Source organism: Microvirga terricola, from assembly GCF_011777495.1.
Taxonomy (GTDB): Bacteria; Pseudomonadota; Alphaproteobacteria; order Rhizobiales; family Beijerinckiaceae; genus Microvirga; species Microvirga terricola.
The window spans coordinates 388,378-405,972 of sequence record NZ_JAATJS010000002.1; the positions used below are offsets into that span (position 1 = coordinate 388,378).

18 protein-coding genes are annotated in these 17,595 nt (G+C 62.6%); 7 read left to right on the top strand and 11 right to left on the bottom strand.

Annotation, left to right across the window (positions count from 1 at the left end; all coding sequences use genetic code 11):
* On the bottom strand, positions 1–1,134 hold the full coding sequence (locus HB375_RS06200; protein ID WP_167672103.1) for a P-loop NTPase: 1,134 nt from the start codon (positions 1,132–1,134) through the stop codon (positions 1–3).
* A gap of 226 nt (positions 1,135–1,360) precedes the next feature.
* On the opposite strand from HB375_RS06200, the gene HB375_RS06205 reads away from it, so the two are divergent.
* The 4 genes from HB375_RS06205 to HB375_RS06220 all read left to right on the top strand — a co-directional run bounded on the left by HB375_RS06205 (position 1,361) and on the right by HB375_RS06220 (position 5,509).
* Positions 1,361–2,620 carry a PQQ-dependent sugar dehydrogenase gene (locus HB375_RS06205; protein ID WP_167672104.1) on the top strand — a complete coding sequence of 420 codons (1,260 nt, stop codon included), beginning with the start codon at positions 1,361–1,363 and terminating at the stop codon, positions 2,618–2,620.
* Positions 2,621–2,695: 75 nt separating this feature from the next.
* The gene (pncB, locus tag HB375_RS06210; RefSeq protein ID WP_167672105.1) at positions 2,696–3,988 is read left to right on the top strand and encodes a nicotinate phosphoribosyltransferase; all 1,293 of its coding nucleotides are present in this window, start codon (positions 2,696–2,698) and stop codon (positions 3,986–3,988) included.
* A 9-nt stretch (positions 3,989–3,997) separates the two neighbouring features.
* The gene (locus HB375_RS06215) at positions 3,998–4,762 is read left to right on the top strand and encodes a LamB/YcsF family protein (RefSeq protein WP_343232372.1); all 765 of its coding nucleotides are present in this window, start codon (positions 3,998–4,000) and stop codon (positions 4,760–4,762) included.
* 3 nt (positions 4,763–4,765) lie between these two features.
* The gene (locus HB375_RS06220; protein WP_167672107.1) at positions 4,766–5,509 is read left to right on the top strand and encodes a class I SAM-dependent methyltransferase; all 744 of its coding nucleotides are present in this window, start codon (positions 4,766–4,768) and stop codon (positions 5,507–5,509) included.
* 28 nt (positions 5,510–5,537) lie between these two features.
* Here the strand turns inward: HB375_RS06220 and ade are convergent, their stop codons facing one another.
* Positions 5,538–7,250 (bottom strand): adenine deaminase, encoded by a 1,713-nt coding sequence (gene ade / locus HB375_RS06225; RefSeq protein ID WP_167672108.1) that lies wholly within the window; start codon positions 7,248–7,250, stop codon positions 5,538–5,540.
* Positions 7,251–7,265: 15 nt separating this feature from the next.
* The gene (locus HB375_RS06230; protein WP_205800080.1) at positions 7,266–7,640 is read right to left on the bottom strand and encodes a D-Ala-D-Ala carboxypeptidase family metallohydrolase; all 375 of its coding nucleotides are present in this window, start codon (positions 7,638–7,640) and stop codon (positions 7,266–7,268) included.
* 497 nt (positions 7,641–8,137) lie between these two features.
* Here HB375_RS06230 and HB375_RS06235 point away from each other — a divergent pair, with 497 nt between their 5' ends.
* A complete protein-coding gene (locus tag HB375_RS06235; protein WP_167672110.1) occupies positions 8,138–8,539 on the top strand; it encodes a DUF4112 domain-containing protein in 402 nt (133 codons plus the stop codon).
* An 87-nt stretch (positions 8,540–8,626) separates the two neighbouring features.
* Here HB375_RS06235 and HB375_RS06240 read toward each other — a convergent pair whose 3' ends face one another.
* The 6 genes from HB375_RS06240 to HB375_RS06265 all read right to left on the bottom strand — a co-directional run bounded on the left by HB375_RS06240 (position 8,627) and on the right by HB375_RS06265 (position 13,682).
* Complete coding sequence (locus HB375_RS06240; RefSeq protein ID WP_167672111.1) at positions 8,627–9,421, bottom strand: ABC transporter ATP-binding protein; 795 nt, start codon at positions 9,419–9,421, stop codon at positions 8,627–8,629.
* A complete protein-coding gene (locus tag HB375_RS06245; RefSeq protein ID WP_167672112.1) occupies positions 9,414–10,139 on the bottom strand; it encodes an ABC transporter permease in 726 nt (241 codons plus the stop codon). Before HB375_RS06245 ends, HB375_RS06240 begins: the two co-directional genes overlap by 8 nt.
* Entirely contained in the window at positions 10,139–10,861 is a 723-nt protein-coding gene (locus HB375_RS06250) for an ABC transporter permease subunit (protein ID WP_167672113.1), read from the bottom strand. The genes HB375_RS06245 and HB375_RS06250 overlap by 1 nt, the downstream gene beginning before the upstream one ends.
* Positions 10,862–10,941: 80 nt before the next feature.
* Entirely contained in the window at positions 10,942–11,787 is an 846-nt protein-coding gene (locus HB375_RS06255; RefSeq protein WP_167672114.1) for a transporter substrate-binding domain-containing protein, read from the bottom strand.
* 226 nt (positions 11,788–12,013) lie between these two features.
* The gene (locus HB375_RS06260) at positions 12,014–12,859 is read right to left on the bottom strand and encodes a lysine/arginine/ornithine ABC transporter substrate-binding protein (RefSeq protein WP_167672115.1); all 846 of its coding nucleotides are present in this window, start codon (positions 12,857–12,859) and stop codon (positions 12,014–12,016) included.
* Between the two features lie 124 nt (positions 12,860–12,983).
* Entirely contained in the window at positions 12,984–13,682 is a 699-nt protein-coding gene (locus HB375_RS06265; protein WP_167672116.1) for a fumarylacetoacetate hydrolase family protein, read from the bottom strand.
* 139 nt (positions 13,683–13,821) lie between these two features.
* Between HB375_RS06265 and HB375_RS06270 the strand changes: the two genes are divergently transcribed.
* Together HB375_RS06270 and HB375_RS06275 are read left to right on the top strand one after the other, a co-directional pair.
* Entirely contained in the window at positions 13,822–15,291 is a 1,470-nt protein-coding gene (locus tag HB375_RS06270) for an FAD-binding oxidoreductase (protein ID WP_167672117.1), read from the top strand.
* Positions 15,288–16,211, top strand: a complete 924-nt coding sequence (locus tag HB375_RS06275; protein WP_167672118.1) for a sugar kinase — start codon at positions 15,288–15,290, stop codon at positions 16,209–16,211. Before HB375_RS06270 ends, HB375_RS06275 begins: the two co-directional genes overlap by 4 nt.
* Here HB375_RS06275 and HB375_RS06280 read toward each other — a convergent pair.
* A complete protein-coding gene (locus HB375_RS06280) occupies positions 16,198–16,683 on the bottom strand; it encodes a YbaK/EbsC family protein (RefSeq protein WP_167672119.1) in 486 nt (161 codons plus the stop codon). The genes HB375_RS06275 and HB375_RS06280 overlap by 14 nt on opposite strands.
* Complete coding sequence (locus HB375_RS06285) at positions 16,680–17,591, bottom strand: metallophosphoesterase family protein (RefSeq protein ID WP_167672120.1); 912 nt, start codon at positions 17,589–17,591, stop codon at positions 16,680–16,682. Before HB375_RS06285 ends, HB375_RS06280 begins: the two co-directional genes overlap by 4 nt.
* Positions 17,592–17,595: the final 4 nt, after the last annotated feature.

Here is a 17,595-nt window from a genome sequence, read left to right on the forward strand (position 1 = left end):
TTATTCAATCACGATGCGCGGCGCGGCGCGCGCGGCTGCGGTTCCTGTCAACGAGGCGAGAACCTGACGGGCGATGTCCTTGTAAATCTTCGCATGAGGTCCTTCGGGATCGGCGACGACGACGGGGTGGCCGGAATCCGACAGCTCGCGGATTGTCATGTTGAGAGGAACCTCGCCGAGGAACGGAACGCCGAGGCGCTGCGCTTCCGCGCGAGCGCCGCCGTGGCCGAAGATGTGGGAGGTCTGTCCGCAATGGGGGCAAACGAAGGTCGCCATGTTCTCGACGATCCCGAGGATAGGGATTTCCACCCGCTTGAACATGGCAACGCCGCGTCGCGCATCAATGAGGGCGAGATCCTGAGGAGTCGAGACGATGATGGCGCCTGCGAGCGGAGTCGCCTGCGCCATGGTGAGCTGCGCATCGCCGGTGCCGGGCGGCATATCGACCACCAAAACGTCGAGGTCGCCCCACGCGACTTCCCGCAGCATCTGCGTGATCGCCGACATGACCATCGGCCCGCGCCAGATCATCGCGGCCTCCTCATCAACGAGGAAGCCGATGGACATGACCTTGATGCCGTAGGCCTCCATCGGTTCGAGGATGCGCCCTTCGAGCAGATTGGGCTTGCCGTGGATGCCGAGCAGCTTCGGCATCGAGGGGCCGTAGATATCCGCATCGAGAAGGCCGACCCTCAGGCCCAGCGCTTTCAGCCCGAGGGCCAGATTGACAGCCGTCGTCGATTTGCCGACGCCGCCCTTGCCGGAGGCCACGGCGATCACGTGGGTGACGCCCGGAATGCGCTGCGTCTTGGATTGCTGCGCCGCTGCAGGACGCCGCGCCTCGCTCCCGCTGGAGCGTACCACCGTCGGGCCAGAGGAGGCGGGGCGCTCAGCCGTCAGGCTGGCGAACACCGCCTTGACGCCGGGCAAGCCCTGCACCGCCGTTTCCGCCGCGCGGCGGACGGTTTCCATGCTGGCGGCCTCCGCGGGCTCGATGAAGATCGAGAACATGACCCTGGCGGCCTCGTCCACCACCACCTCCGACAGGCGGCCCGACGTCACGAGGCTTGTCCCGCTCGCGTCGACCGGAATGGTCGAGAGGGCCTGGAGCACATGTTCACGGGTAATTGCCACGATGGGGCCTCCTCAGCGGTTCTGTCGATATTCTGTCCTACCATGTATAGGCTCGCAGCCGTCCCGTTAAGGCGTTTTCTTCGCCGGCTTGGCATGCACGCGGCCTTCCCTTGAGATCATAAGGCAGTGACTAGCGGGCCCAAGGGCGCGCGCGTTGAAACTGATCGCCCCGGCAAGCAGTTCAGTCCTGTGTTTTTGCATTCCCTGAGACGCGATGGAGGGAAGGATGAAGCCGATCCGGCTGGCTGTGGCTGCGGTCTTTCTCCTGGCCTCTCCCGCCCTCGCCCAACCAGTGGCGCAATCGCCTACCGGCAATCTGGAGAAACTGTCCCCTGGCACCGGAACCGTCGCGCCGAGGCCTATTCCGCAGGGCGGCCGGCGGGCGGAGGTCATTCGCAAGCATCTCGAAAACATCCGGTTGCCGCCGGGCTTCAAGATCGGCCTCTATGCTATCGTGCCGGATGCCCGGCACATGGCGGTGGGGCCATCGATCGGCATCGTCTTCGTAGGAACCCGTAAGGGCCACGTCTATGCGGTGGCGGACCGCGACAAGGATCGGATAGCCGACGAGGTGACGGCCTTCGCGCCTCCCATCCAATTCAGAGTGCCGAACGGCGTCTGCTTCTCACGAGACGGCGTGCTGTTCGTGGTCGAACAGAACCGCGTCCTCGAATTCCCGGCCGCCGAGTCTCTCTTTGAGCGACCAGATATTGCCGCGTTCGTCGTCACCAAGCAGGGCGAACTCATTCCGCCCTCCGAGGAGAGCTACAATCACACCGCCCGGGTGTGCCGCATCGGGCCGGACAACAAGCTCTACATCGCGCTCGGCCAGCCCTACAACGTGCCGCCGCGGGACAAGATCGCCCTCTACAACAAGGTTGGCGTGGGCGGCATCATCCGCATAGACCAGGACGGGAAGAGCCGTGAGGTCTATGCGACGGGCATCCGCAATTCCGTTGGGATGGACTTCAACCCAGCCGACAAGACCCTGTGGTTCACGGACAATCAGGTTGACGGTATGGGCGACGACCGGCCCCCGGAGGAACTGAACCGCGCGCCCCAGATCGGTCAGAATTTCGGCTTCCCCTATTATGGCGGAGACAGGGTGCGGACCAACGAGTACAAGAACGATCCCCTCCCGGCGGGTCTCGTCCCGCCTCAGGTGGAGATGGCTGCTCACGCCGCCAATCTCGGCATGACCTTCTATACGGGGACGATGTTCCCTCAATTCTACCGGGGCGGCATCTTTACGGCCCAGCACGGCTCCTGGAACCGCACCAAGCCGATTGGCGCGCGCGTGATGTTCACCTCCCTCAAGCCGGACGGCACGGCAGACCAGAGCGAGGTCTTCGCCGAAGGCTGGCTGACGGAAAACGGCGAATATCTCGGGCGGCCCGTCGATGTGGCGATGTTGCCGGATGGGTCGCTCCTCGTCTCGGACGACACGGCGGGCGCGATCTATCGCATCTCCTATGAGGGACAATGAGGGTGCTGCGAGCTTGAAATCGTAGGCGGCCCTTCGCTATTGTCGCGCCTTTCTGAAGGCGGCTAGGAGCAGGCGATGGTGGACATCGCGACCAGGGTCTACAACCACACTTGGAAGATCGACCCGATCGTCAGGTCCGTTCTGGACACGGATTTCTATAAGCTCCTGATGGCGCAGACGATTTTCCGTCGCCACCGGGACGTGCAGGTCACTTTCGGCATCCAGAACCGGACGACCCGCATCCGCCTGGCCGACATCATCGACGCAGGCGAGTTGCGCGAGCAGCTGGACCACGTGCGCTCCTTGTCCCTGACCCGGGGCGAGTCGACCTGGCTGCGCGGCAACACCTTCTACGGCAAGCGGCAGATGTTCTCGCCGGAATTCATGGATTGGCTGGAGGCCTTCCGCTTTCCGGATTACCTGCTTGAAAAGCAGGACGGCCAATATGTCCTGACCTTCCACGGCCCCTGGATCGAGACCACCATGTGGGAGATCCCGGCGCTCGCCATCCTGAACGAGCTGCGCTCGCGCGGCATCCTCAAAGACATGGGCAAGTTCGAGCTTCAGGTGCTCTATGCCCGGGCCATGACGCGGGTGTGGGAGAAGATCGAGCGGTTGAAGGCCTTACCCGGCCTGTCCATCTCCGATTTCGGCACCCGCCGCCGCCACGGCTTCCTGTGGCAGGACTGGTGCGTGCAGGCGATGATCGAGGGGCTGGGCTCCTCGTTCCTCGGCACATCCAATTGCCTCATCGCCCTTCGGCGCGAGGTGGAGGCGGTAGGCACCAACGCGCATGAATTGCCGATGGTCTATAGCGCGCTGACGGATGACGAAGCCGACATGGCGCAGGCGCCTTATCGCGTGCTGGCCGACTGGCAGGAGGATTACGAAGGCAACCTGCGGATCATCCTGCCGGATACCTACGGCACCACGAATTTTCTCAAAAATGCGCCTGACTGGATTCCGTTCTGGACCGGCATTCGCGTCGATTCCAAGGACCCCATCGAAGGAGGCGAAGAGGCCATCGAGTGGTGGCGCTCGCGCGGGCAAAATCCGCAAGAGAAACTCGCGATCTTTTCCGATGGTCTCGATGTCGATGTGATCGAGCGTATTCACAAGCATTTCCACGGCCGCATGCGCATCGGTTATGGCTGGGGCACGCTTCTGACGAACGATTTCCGTGGCCTCGTGCCGGATGGCGGACTCGATCCGATTTCGATTGTCTGCAAGGTCATCTCCGCCAATGGGCGGCCGACCGTGAAGATTTCCGATAATCCCACCAAGGCCCTGGGGCCGAGGGCCGAGATTGAGCGTTACAAGCGTGTGTTCCATGTGGGCGCGCAGAGCGCACAGCCTGTTCTGGTGTAAATCATGAGCATAACCGTCGATTTGAATTGCGACATGGGCGAAGCATTCGGCCCCTGGCCCATGGGCGATGACGAGGCGATGCTCGACATCGTGTCCTCTGCCAACATCGCTTGCGGTTTTCATGCGGGCGATCCGTCCATCATGTTCCAAACGGCGGAAACGGCGAAGCGTAAGGGGGTCGCTATTGGCGCGCATCCCGGCTTCAATGATCTGCAAGGGTTTGGTCGCCGGGTGATCCGTGGCGACAGTCCCGCGGAGATCGAGCGCATGATCGCCTATCAGATCGGCGCGATGCAGGCGGTCGCCGCTTTGGCGGGACATCACGTGACCTATGTGAAGGTGCACGGTGCGCTCAACAACATGGCGAACGAGGACGAGGATCTGGCGCTGGCCATCGCCCGCGCCGTCAAGGGCGTCGATGCAAGCCTCGTCAATGTCTGCATGCCGGGCCTCTTGATGGAAAAGGCGTCGCATCAAGTCGGCGTCAGAGTCGCGCGCGAGTTTTTTGCCGACCGGACCTATGAGGAAAACGGCACCTTATCGAGCCGCAAGAAGCCGGGCTCTGTTCTCCATGATGCTGACGCGGCGGCGGAGCGTGTATTGCGTGCCTTGCAGGACAAGGCAGTGACAACCCTTTCCGGCAAGCGCATCCCCATTGAGATCGACACCATCTGCGTTCATGGCGATGAGGCGAGCGCGGTCGCGATGGCGCGCACGGTTCGTGCCAAGCTGGAGGCTAATGGCGTTTCCATTGCGCCATTCTCCAGGCGCTGAGAGATGTCGTTCAAAGACCATTTTTCGACCAGCTCTGCCGGCTACGCCATCTATCGACCCACCTATCCGCGTGAGCTTGTCGATTATCTGGCGGACCTCTGCACCGCGACCGACGTCGCGCTCGATGTGGGGTGCGGAACAGGGCAGCTCTCGGTGCTGCTCGCGGACCGCTTCAAGCGCGTCATCGCCACCGATGCCAGCGCACAGCAGATCGAAAAAGCTGGACCGCATGAGCGCGTCGAATACCGCGTCGCGCCGGCCGAAAGCAGCGGTCTTGCCGACCATTCTGTCGATCTTATCACGGCTGCGCAGGCCGCCCACTGGTTCGATCTTCCAGCCTTCTATGCAGAGGCGCGGCGCGTGGGGAAGGCGGGCGCGGTGCTGGCCCTCATCTCCTATGGCGTCGTGCAAGCTGACACCGATATCGATCCCGTCATTCAGCATTTCTACAAAGCCGTGCTCGGCCCTTATTGGCCACCGGAGCGTCGGCATGTGGAGATGGGTTACCGCTCCCTCGACTTCCCATTTGAGGAACTGACTACGCCGCCCATGGCGATCGAGGTCGCATGGCGCGCGTCCGATTTCACGGGCTATGTGGACACCTGGTCGGCGGTTCGCGCCATCGAGAAAGTGCTCGGCCGCGCGCCCATCGAAGCTTTCGAGCGTGAACTCATCGCCGCATGGGGCGACCCTGAGACGCGCCGCATCATCCGGTTCCCGCTCTCGCTGCGCGTTACAAAGCTTTAGGGCTGTTCAGAGCGGGAGGCGCGTGGCTTCAATGCACCAACTCCATGCGGTTCACATCCACAAGGCCATAATCGGTGATCTTGAGATGTGGGATCACCGGCAGAGGCAGGAAGGCGACCTGTAGAAACGGCTCCGGTAGCGTAACGCCCAGCGCTTTGGCGGCATCGCGCAAGGGGTTGAGCGCGTCGCGCACCTCCTCATAAGGCCGGTCGCTCATGAGGCCCGCGATGGGCAGGGCCAACTCCGCGCGGACGACACCATCGGACACGACGACGAAACCGCCCTGGATGTCCCGCAGGCGATTGACCGCAATTGCCATGTTGGCGTCGCTCGCGCCGACGACGCAGATGTTGTGGCTGTCATGCCCGACGGAGGATGCAATCGCGCCGCGCTTCATGCCGAAGCCATGCACGAAGCCAAAGCCGATATTGTCGTTGATGCCGTGACGGGCGACGACGGCGACTTTCACGACGTCCTGTCCAAGATCGATCTGCCGAACACCGTCGCGAACGGGGAGGGTGAGGTGCAGATCCTCTGTAATGATCCGGCCCGGGATGACGCCGATCACTCGGGTCTCGCCGGAGGTTGCTTCGATTCTGAACTGATCGGCGCTGACAACGCGAGACTTGACACTGTTGAGGCCGACGGGCGCAATCATCTCGCGGCTCTGGAACAAAGTCTCGTTCACCAATCGGCCACCGGAGATCACGTCCGAAACCGCACAAGCTTCGAGATCGTCGAGAAGCACGATGTCGGCCCGCTTGCCCGGTGCGATGATGCCGCGATCCGTCAGGCCGAACGCCTGCGCTGCGCTGAACGAAGCGGCGCGATAAACCGCAAGCGGCTCGCACCCCAGCGAGATCAGCGTCCTGATCATGAAATCAAGGTGCCCTTCCTCGGCGATGTCGAGGGGATTGCGATCATCCGTGCAGAGCGCGAGGAAGGGAGATGTTGCGACGGTGAGAAGGGACGCGAGCGCGTGCAAGTCCTTCGAGACCGATCCCTCACGGATCAGCACCGTCATGCCTTTGCGGATTTTTTCCAGGGCTTCGTCGGCGCTCGTCGTCTCGTGATCGGTGCGAATACCGGCTGCGAGATAGCCGTTCAAATCGAGACCGCGCAGCAGCGGCGCATGCCCATCGATATGCCGGTTGGAAAAGACTTCGATCTTTGCGAGGCAACCAGGATCTGCCGCCAGGACGCCGGGAAAGTTCATGAACTCCGCAAGGCCGATGACCTTGCGATGATCGCGATAGCGCAGAAGATCGGCGGCTTCGATGCGTGCGCCCGCTGTCTCAAGATGTGTCGCGGGCACGCAGCTCGAAAGCTGCACACGCAGATCCATGATCGTACGTTCGGCGCAGGACAGGAAATAATCGAACGCGGCTGTGCCGATGACATTCGCCATCTCGTGCGGGTCACAGATCGCCGTCGTCACGCCATGCGGGAGAACGCAGCGGTCAAACTCGAAGGGGGTGACGAGGGAGGACTCGACGTGCAGATGAGTGTCGATGAAGCCAGGCACCGCGATGCGCCCGCGCCCGTCGATGGTGCGGGCACTGCGGTACCGTCCATATGTTCCGACAATGGTGTCGCCGCAGATGGCGATGTCGGTTGGAGTCAGCGTGCTGGTGACGAGATCGAACAGGCGCACGTCGGTGATGACGAGGTCGGCGGAAGCGGAACCACGGCCCTGCGCGATGCGGGCTGCGATGGCCGTGGCGTCAATCTGTCTCGTCATGCTGCGCGAGGGTCCTCACCAACTTCGGCGCTCTCCATTGTCGATATGGATCAGGCCGTTGCGATAGATCTTAAGCCCGCCGACTTCGGGACGCGAGCGTAAATACGCCATCAGACCCCTCGTGCGGGAGTGAACCCGCATGTCGATGGCTCGACAGGAGAGGTGGAGCGAGTGGCGCGCCCCTCCGGCGCGCCAGTTATGGCCGGCGGTTCTGTGGGTGGATTCGATGCTGACAGTGCCGAACTTGGCCGCGATGTCGCCCACAACCTCCCTAAGATCGCCGGGCAGGCACTTTGTTGGCGCGCTGGCTTGGACGGTGATGGCGCCCTGCTCAACATAGGCATAGAAGCCGGACAAAGTCCTGGGGCCTTGCGAGGGAAGGCTCCCCATTTTCGATGGGGGCTTCAAGCTATCTGCCGGAGGCAAGCTTGCGAAGCGGAGCGGTTGCTCCTCGCCGCTTTCGGCATGGACCGATGCAACAGGTACTCCTGACAAAAACGCGCTCGCCAAAAGCACGAGCCAAGGCGCTCGATGGACTCGAGGGACGGTGCTCATCGGGTCTCTCCCCGTCTTGAGCCCCCACTTCCACTGACCGCGTGCAAACGATCAGCGCGACGGTTTACGTCGCTTAGTGGCCAGTCAACTGGCGTTGGCCCCCCGTACAGCGAAGCTAACTAAACTGCTTGTTTAGGAAGACAAGTGTGCAATCGAGGTATTAATTGGTTGCTTGTTCGCAAAGCGTGGGAAAACAAGGCAGTAAATGAGATTCTTTAGGCTGGAGTTTTTGTATTTTTCTTGAAATAAAGTTGCGATCCCTCAGCCTTGTGGGGGATGGTCACAAGACACACATTCTGCCTCGGTGGCGTTACGTTCACGGAGAGTGAGGAATGGCAGCATCCGGTGCCGGGTACTTCGATTACGTCAAGGTTGTCGGTTCGAGCCGTGAGGAGACCATTGCGCGCGTAACATTGGTCGCCACGCTTCTCGATAGCGCCTTCCGCATTCCGGGCTTGAGGCGCCGCATCGGGCTCGACGCGGTAATCGGCCTTGCTCCCGGCGTCGGCGATCTGATCGCTGCGGCGCTCGGCAGCTACATCATCTGGGAGGCGAGCAGGCTCGGCCTGCCACGGCGGAAGATCGCGCGGATGATTGCCAATCTGGTTTTCGACACCGCCATCGGCGCCGTCCCCGTTGCCGGAGACGCCTTCGACATCTTCTTCAAAGCGAACATGCGAAACCTGCGCATCATTCATGAACATTTCGGCATGCGGAAACGCGGGCCCTCGTGAAATCGACGGCTCCGGCGTTCACATTGGCGAGCGCTGAGCTGTCTTCAGCCTCATGAAAAAGGCGCGGTCGGGGCCGCGCCTTTTTTCTTATCGATGGCTTGAGATGAACTGCTTGAAGCGTTCCGATTTCGGCGCGCCGAACACCTCAGCGGGCGGGCCTTCTTCTTCCACCACGCCCTTGTGGAGAAACACGACGCGGTTCGACACATCGCGGGCGAAGCCCATTTCGTGCGTCACCACCAGCATCGTGCGGCCCTCTTCAGCCAGCGAGCGCATGACGCGCAGCACTTCGCCGACGAGTTCGGGGTCGAGAGCGGATGTCGGCTCGTCGAACAGCATCACGTTGGGCCGCATCGCGAGCGCGCGCGCAATGGCCGCACGCTGTTGCTGGCCGCCGGAGAGGTGAGAGGGATATTGATTGCGCTTGTCGGCAATGCCGACCTTCGCGAGCAATTCCTCGGCCTCCGCAATACACTCCGCCTTGGGGCGCTTCTGCACATGGACGGGCGCTTCGATCACGTTCTCAAGGATGGTCATGTGGGACCAGAGATTGAAGCTCTGGAACACCATCGCCACACGCGAGCGGATGCGGTCGACCTGGCCGCGATCCGCAGGCTCCATGCCGCGCCGGCCTTGTTTCAGCTTGATCGTCTCGCCGCCGATGCGGATGTCGCCGGAATCGGGAACCTCCAGCATGTTGATGCAGCGGAGCATGGTCGACTTGCCAGAGCCGGAAGCGCCGAGGATCGAGATCACATCGCCCTCCTTCGCATCGAGCGACACGCCCTTGAGGACCTCGAGCGAGCCGAAGCTCTTGCGAAGATTGCTGACGGAAACGGCGGGAGTGGTCTGAGATGACACGGATGTGACTCCACTAGACATGGACGGCCTCCAAAGCCGGCTTGACGGCCGGCGGACGGCGCAGGTGGGGCGAAAGCCACCACTCGATTGCCATGATGATGCGCGTGATGGTGAAGTTGAGGATCAGGTAGATGACCCCGGCAACCACGAAGACTTCGACGGCGCGGAACGTCTGCGAGATCAGCTTCGCGGCAATGCCCGTCACTTCCATCATGGTGATGATGGAGGCCAGCGACGTCGCCTTGACCATGAGGATGAGTTCACTGCCATAGGCCGGCAGCGCCTGACGCACGGCGATGGGGAACACGATGCGGCGGAAGAGCAGGAAGCCCGACATGCCGCAGGCCCGCGCCGCTTCAACCTGCTGGTGCGGCACCGACTGCAATCCCCCGCGAATGATCTCGCTGGCATAGGCGGCGGTGTTGAGCGTCAGCGCGAGAATGGCGCACCAATAGGGTTCGCGGAAGAAAGTCCACAATCCCCATTCCTGCAGAGTCGGGCGGAACTGGCCAAGGCCGTAATAGATCAGGAAGATCTGCACGAGTAGTGGTGAGCCGCGAAACACGAAGACATAGGCCCGCGCGAACCAGTCGAGCACCTTCACGCCGGACATGCGCATGAGCGCGAGCAGCATGGCGAAGACGGCGCCGAAGGCGACCGAGGTGAACGCGAGGTTCAGCGTCAATGGCACGCCGCTAAGGAGGCGCAGGAAGGTGTCCTGCATGAATTCGAAATCCATCAGGAAGCCCTCCGCATGCCGCGCATCGAATGGGTTTCCGCGCGCTGGAACAGGTATGTCGAAACCCAGGTGATGAGGAGATAGAGAATGGCTGCCGTAACGTAGAAATCGAACGGACGGCGCGTGGAACCTGCGGCGATATGCGACTGGCGCAGAAGCTCAACGAGGCCGGTGACCGAGATCAGCGCGGATTCTTTGAGAACCAGCTGCCACGTGTTTCCGAGGCCGGGGATCGCATAGCGCAGAACCTGCGGAGCGATGATGCGGCGGAACATCAGCCAGCGATGCATGCCGACCGAACGCGCCGCTTCGATCTCGCCGCGGCTGACGACCTGAAACGCGCCCCGGAACACTTCGGCCTGGTAGGCCCCGGAGACAATGCCGATGGCGAGCGCGCCGGTGAGAAACGCCGGTACGCCGATGAAGCCATCCTCGCCGAAGAGGCTCGCGATGGCGCCGAGTGCTGCGCTGCCGCCGAAATAGAACAGGTAAATGACGAGAAGATCGGGAATGCCGCGGAGAATGGTGGTGTAACCGTCCGCGACGCTACGGGCGACGAGGCCGCCCGAAAGCTTCGCCCAGGCCACGAACGTGCCGAGGACGGAGCCGGCCAGGAAGCCGCAAAGAGCAACGGCCAGCGTCATGCCTGTCGCGGTGAGCAACGCGAGGCCCCAGCCTTGCGGCCCGAACCCGACGAGCTCGAAATAGCTCAAGTGCTGCACGATTGAATATCCTGCTGGGCGTCATCCCCGCGAGGCGCGGGGATGACCGTGTGCGGGAAGGTCTTTATCGCGGAAGAGCCTTAGCTCTGCGGCGACATATCGACCGTGAACCACTTTTGGGTGAGCTTCTGGATTGTGCCGTCCTTGATCGCGTCCTGGATGGCCGCGTCGAACTGGCCCCTCAGCTCAGTCTCACCCTTGCGCAGACCGACCGCGACGCCACGTCCGAGAACGCCGCCCGACATGCCGCCACCGGTAATCATCATGTTCTTGAATTCCGGCTGGTCGAGCGTCGCCTTCAGCGAGGAATGCGCGGCGAAGATTGCGTCCACACGGCCCGCCGCGAGGTCGAGATCGTGCTGCTCGGTGGTCTTGTACTCGCGGATGGTGATGACGTCCTTGAGATACTTTTCCAGGAACGCCGAGTTCACGGTAGAGCCCTGGACGCCGACGGTCTTGCCCTTCAGAAGGGTCTTCCACTCGTCGATCATCGTCTGGGCGCCAGCAGCATCCTTATCCAGGTTGGCGCGCTGTCCAAGGCCCGCCAGTTTTGCGATGGCTGAGCCCTTCATGGTCGCGAAGCCATGGAGACCGGAGGCGTAGGGGCGCGAAAAGTCGATGACCTCAAGGCGTTTGTCGGTGATGTTCATGCCGGCCATGATGGCATCGTATTTCTTGGCGTTGAGCGCCGGAATGATGCCGTCCCAGTCCTGGGCGACGATCTCGCACTTGACCTTCATGCGGGCGCAGAGGTCGTTGGCGAGGTCGATCTCGAAGCCTTCGAGCTTGCCGCCCGCGCCCGTGAAGTTCCACGGAGCATAGGCGCCTTCGGTGGCGATCTTGACCGTCTTGCCCTGGGCTGCCGCGCCGCCGATGGCGAGGGCGGAGGCCAGCAGGCCAAGGCCGAATGCCTTGAACAGTTTCATCGTCGTTCCCTGTTATTGAACTTGTTGAGCCGTTTCACCCGATCTCCCGGCGGACCCGCAGGGAGCGGTGACCGGCCCGAAAAGTAACAGCCAAAAGCCAAGCCAGCGCAAGCCCCCATGGTGCCGATTAACCCGATCGGGCTGACGTTTTCAGTCGCACTTTGCCTTGGTTCATACAAAAAGGGCGCGGTCGGAACCGCGCCCTGTCGTGTTGTTGATAGCCGGATCAGCTCTTCGGGCTGATGTCGACCTTGAACCACTTCATCGACAGCTTCTTGACCGTGCCGTCCTTGATGGCGGCATCGATCGCCTCGTTGAAAGCCTTCTTCAGGTCCTGGTCCTGCTTGCGCAGGCCGACGCCGACGCCGGCGCCGAGCATGCCGCCGGTGATCGACGGGCCGACCAGGGCGTAGTCCTTGAATTCGGGCTTCTCGAGCGTGCCCATGATCGAGGTCGCATCCGCGAGAACCGCATCGATGCGGCCGGCGGCGAGGTCGAGGTCGTGGGCTTCAGTGGTCTTGTACTCGCGGATTTCGGCGGTGCCCTTCAGGTACTTGTCGGCGAAATTCGCGTGGATGGTCGAGCCCTGGACGCCGACGGTCTTGCCCTTCAGGAGCGCCTTGGTGGCCTCGATCGCCTTTTCGGCATCAGCCTGCTGGTTGGTCAGATTGAAGGCCTGGCCGGTGCCCGGCATCTTGGCCAGCGGTGAGCTCTTGGCGACGAGGAAGCCGTTCGGGCCGTTGGCATAGGCGGCAGAGAAATCGATGGTCTTCTTGCGCTCTTCGGTGATGCTCATGCCGGCCATGATGGCATCGTACTTCTTGGCGTTGAGCGCCGGAATGATGCCGTCCCAGTCCTGGGCCACGATCTCGCACTTGACCTTCATGCGGGCGCAGAGGTCGTTGGCGAGGTCGATCTCGAAGCCATCGAGCTTGCCGCCCGCGCCCGTGAAGTTCCACGGAGCATAGGCACCTTCGGTGGCGATCTTGACCGTCTTGCCCTGGGCCGCCGCGCCGCCGATGGCGAGGGCGCTGCCGACGAGGGCCAGACTGACGGTTTTGAAGAACTTCATAATCGTTCCCTTGTTTTGAGAGACTCGCGCTTGGCGGCGAGCCTTGCTTCCCGCGATCGTGGAGACCGCGCCGAAACGCAGTAACCGCCAATCCGGCAAAAAAGGCAAGCGCCGGTTGCAGGGGCTAAACAACTCTTAGAGTGATCTGGCCCAGCCCCTCGATTGCTCCGGTCATGGTCTGACCTTGCGCCACCGCGCCCACGCCCTCAGGGGTGCCGGAAAAGATGACATCGCCGGGGAAAAGCTCGAAATAGGCCGAAAGATAGGAAATTTGTTCGGCCACGGACCAGACCATGTCCGAGAGGTCAGCCTTCTGGCGCTGAACCCCGTCCACGCTCAAGGAAATCGTTCCGCTCGTCGGGTGGCCGACACGGGATGTGGGGAAAAGTGGGCCGACTGGCCCCGAATGGTCCGCCGCCTTGCCGAGTTCCCAAGGGCGGCGCAGTTGCTTGGCCTCGTCCTGAAGGTCGCGGCGAGTCATATCAAGGCCGACGGCGTAGCCGAAGACATGGTCGAGCGCCTGCGAGACCGGGATATCCCGGCCGCCCTTGGCGAGCGCGACCACCATCTCGATTTCGAAATGATAGTTCGCGGTCTTGGGCGGGTAGGGGTGATCGACCGTCCGGCCCTGGGGCACGACCTGCAGCGCATCGGCCGGCTTCATGAAGAAGAACGGCGGTTCACGGGTCGGATCCCCGCCCATCTCCCGCGCATGGGCAGCATAGTTGCGCCCGACGCAATAGACCCGGCGCACGGGAAATAGATCGCTCGAATCGGCGATTGGAAGGGCAGGGAGCTGGGGAGCAGGAATGACATAAGCCATTGGGAAATCCGCGAGCGCTGGTGGGTTATGGGGTTCTCTGAGCCCGGCCTTCCTGTGAGGCTGGCCGGACTTCTTCTTCCTACACCTTGCGATCCGGGCCACAAGACGCAATGACTAGGTTCGCTTACGAGGAGTGAGGATGGCGATCCCGTCGGCCGTCGGCAAAACCCTGATCGAGACCCTGACCGCGAGGCTCGGGGAAGCCTCCGTTTTGACCGACGCGGGGTCCAAGGAACCCTATCTCACCGAGACGCGGGGCCTTTATCGGGGGGATGCGCTTGCCGTGGTGCGGCCTCGCGACTGCGACGAGGTGTCGTTCGTCGTCGGCGAATGTGCCCGGGCCGGTATCCCGGTCGTGCCGCAGGGCGGCAATACGGGGCTTGTGGGCGGCGGCGTGCCCTTCGGCGGGGTGGTCCTGTCGCTGACCCGTCTCGACCGCATTCGCGAGATCGACGGCTCGAACGCCACGATCACCGTCGAGGCCGGCTGCATCCTCAAGACGGTGCAGGATGCGGCGGATGCGGCGGGCTATCTCTTTCCGCTTTCGTTGGCCTCCGAAGGCTCATGCCGGATCGGCGGCAACCTCGCGACGAACGCGGGCGGCACCGCTGTCCTTCGCTACGGCAACATGCGCGAACTGGCCCTCGGCCTCGAAGTCGTGCTCGCGGACGGACGCGTCTGGCACGGCCTCAAAGGGCTTCGCAAGGACAACACGGGCTACGACCTGCGCGATCTTTTCATTGGCTCGGAAGGCACGCTCGGTGTCATCACGGCGGCGGTGCTGAAACTTTTCCCCAAACCACAGGCGCGGGTGACGGCGTTCGTGGCGACGGCCTCGACGCATAAAGCGCTGAACCTATTCGAGCGGCTGCGCGAGAGCGCCGGCGATCAACTCACCGCCTTCGAATACCTGCCGGAGTTCGGCCTCGAGATCGTGCTCAAGCACAAGTCCGGCGCGGTCCGCCCGCTCTCTGATCGCTATCCATCGTACGCACTGATCGAATTGTCGTCGCCACAAAAGGACGCTGATCTACAAGGCCGTCTTGAGACCATTCTCGGGGCGGCGATGGAAGATGGGCTCGTGGACGACGCGGTGCTCGGGTCGAGCGAGGCGCAGAGCCTCGCGCTCTGGGCGCTGCGCGAAAGCCTGTCGGAAGTGCAACGTTACGAGGGCGGTTCGATCAAGCACGATGTCGCCGTGCCCGTGTCGCGCGTTGCGGAATTTATCGAAGCCGCAACCAAGGCCTGCGAGGCGGAGATGCCGGGGTTGCGCGTCTGCGCCTTCGGCCATTTTGGCGACGGCAATATTCACTTCAACCTGTCGCAGCCCGTCGGCATGGACAAACAGGCCTTCCTCGCAGAGTGGGGCCGCTTCAACCACATCGTCCACGATATCGTCAACGCCATGGGCGGATCGATTTCCGCCGAGCATGGAATCGGCCTCATCAAGCGCGATGAGCTGAAGCTCTACAAGGACCCCGTTGCGCTCGACCTGATGCGCGCGCTTAAACAGACTCTCGATCCTCAAAACATTCTCAACCCCGGAAAGGTCATCGCGCTCGGCGACAACAAATCCGCATCGTTTTCGGCACTCACAGGACAATCATGAAATCGATCGATCTTCTGACCTTCGGCGAGCCGTTGATGGAGTTCGCCGAGGTCGAGCGACAGGGTGAGCGACTCTATCTGCCGGGCTTCGGCGGCGACGTGTCCAACACCGCCGTTGCGGCTGCGCGGCAGGGCGCGAGGGTTGCGATTTTCACGGCTGTTGGTGGCGACTCGTTCGGGCAAGATTTTCTCAAACTCTGGGATCGGGAAGACATCGACCGCTCGTCGGTGATCGTGCGCAAGGACGGGCGCACGGGCGCTTACTTCATCAGCTATGGCGAGGAGGGGCACGTCTTCTCCTATGCGCGGGCTGGCTCGGCCGCGAGCCTTGTGACAGTTGGCGAATTGCCGTTGGCGCAGATTGCGGCATCGCGCGTGCTGCATGTTTCCGGCATCAGCCAAGCGATTTCCGAGAGCTGCGCCGATGCGGTCTTCGGCGCTATCCGTCACGCGAAAGCGAGCGATACGGTTGTCAGCTACGACACCAATTTGCGCCTGCGGCTTTGGCCGCTTGATCGTGCGCGCGCGATCATTCACGGCGCAGTCGCGCTGTCCGACATCGCGTTGCCCGGCCTCGACGATGCACAGCAACTCACAGGCCTCGACCGCGCGGAGGACGTCTGCGCGTTTTATCTCAATCTCGGCTGTAGCGTCGTCGCGTTGACTATGGGCAAATCAGGCACGATGGTTGCGACGTCGGACCGTCTCGAGGTCATTCCGGCGCGCCCCGTGTCGGCCATCGATGCGACCGGCGCGGGCGATACCTTCGACGGCGCTTTTCTGGCGGAGTGGGTGGTTCACCGCGACGCGTTCCGCGCGGCGGCTTATGCGAATGCGGCGGCGGCTCTTTCGACGCTCGGACGAGGCGCGGTTGCGCCCATGCCGCAGCGCGCGAAGGTCGAGGCGTTCATTCGCCAGTGACGGCGATAACGGTCGCGTCGACCGCCTGAGCGAGCGCTTTCGGCTCAACGGAAAACACCGTTTGCGGTGTGCCGGCGGCAGCCCAAACGACAGGGTGATCGAGAAGATCGCGATCGATGAACGTGCGCATCGGCGTGTCGTGCCCGAAAGGCGGTATGCCGCCGATGGCATAGCCGGTCCACGCCCGCACCTGTGCCGCGTCGGGGCGCGTCAACGCCTCGCCGATGGTGCGCGTTACGCCTTCCTGATCGACACGGTTTTTGCCGGAGACGAGCAGAAGATAAGGGGTGCCGCTCGTCGCCCCTTGAAAAACGAGAGACTTGACGATCTGGCCCACGGCGCATTCACACGCGGCGGCGGCTTCCTCCGCCGTACGTGTCGATTGCGGCATCTCGCGAATGAGAACATCGAGACGAAGCTCCGCAGCTGCGCGCTGCACGCGCTGCGTGCTGGGAGGAAGTTGAACGTTCATGAGTCCTCCGCAAGTGTATGGGGTGTAAGCGAGAGAAGGCCGAGGCTGCCGAAGCTTCCATCCGGCTTCAATCCGCGCCGCTCCGCCCTGATCGTGAATCCGGCTTCCGTCTGGTTGATCTCGAAGAGATGATAGCCCGCGCGGTGCGTCGCTGTTCCGCTGCCCGCAGAGGCGGAGGGCGCACCGACAACCGGCATGAGGCCCCGCGGCCCCGGCAGATGCGCCACCGATCCCACATGGTTGTGACCGTGCAGGACAAGCTCGGCACCAACCCGCGCGATCATCGCTTCGAAGGCGCGTGCGTCTTTGAGATTACGACCGGCCGATGTGCCGCCGACATGCGGTGGGTGATGGATCAGCACGATGCGAAAACAAGATTCATCCTCCCCCAGATCGCGCAAAAGATGCTCCGCCGCCATCATCTGCTGGCGGCCGATCCGTCCGCTCGCGATGAAGGGCATTGTCGGGATCGCGGAAGAAAGACCGATCAGCGCGATGGAGCCGTAACGGCGCAGAAACGGAAACACGCGCTCCGATCCGTCGTCGCTTCGTGTCCAGGGGCCGACCTCCCGCAGCAATCCCTCGAGTGCACCTGGCACATAGGCATCATGATTGCCGGGCACGAAGCTGACATGCTCGGGATCGCCCAAGCCTTCCAGGAACACGCGCGACGTCGCCCATTCGCTCGGCAAGCCGATATTGCAGGTGTCGCCTGTGCAGGCGATGTGTGTTGGGTGCTGTGCGCGAAGATCCGCGACCAGCGTGGCCAAAAGGGCCATGTCGTGCGCTTCGCGGCGGCTGCGTTGCCAGTTGATCCAGCCGGTCAGGCGCTTGCTCATCAATTGCCGCAGCTGGGGCCGGGGAAGCGGCCCCACATGGGGGTCTGAGAGATGCGCGAGGCGGAACATGGCG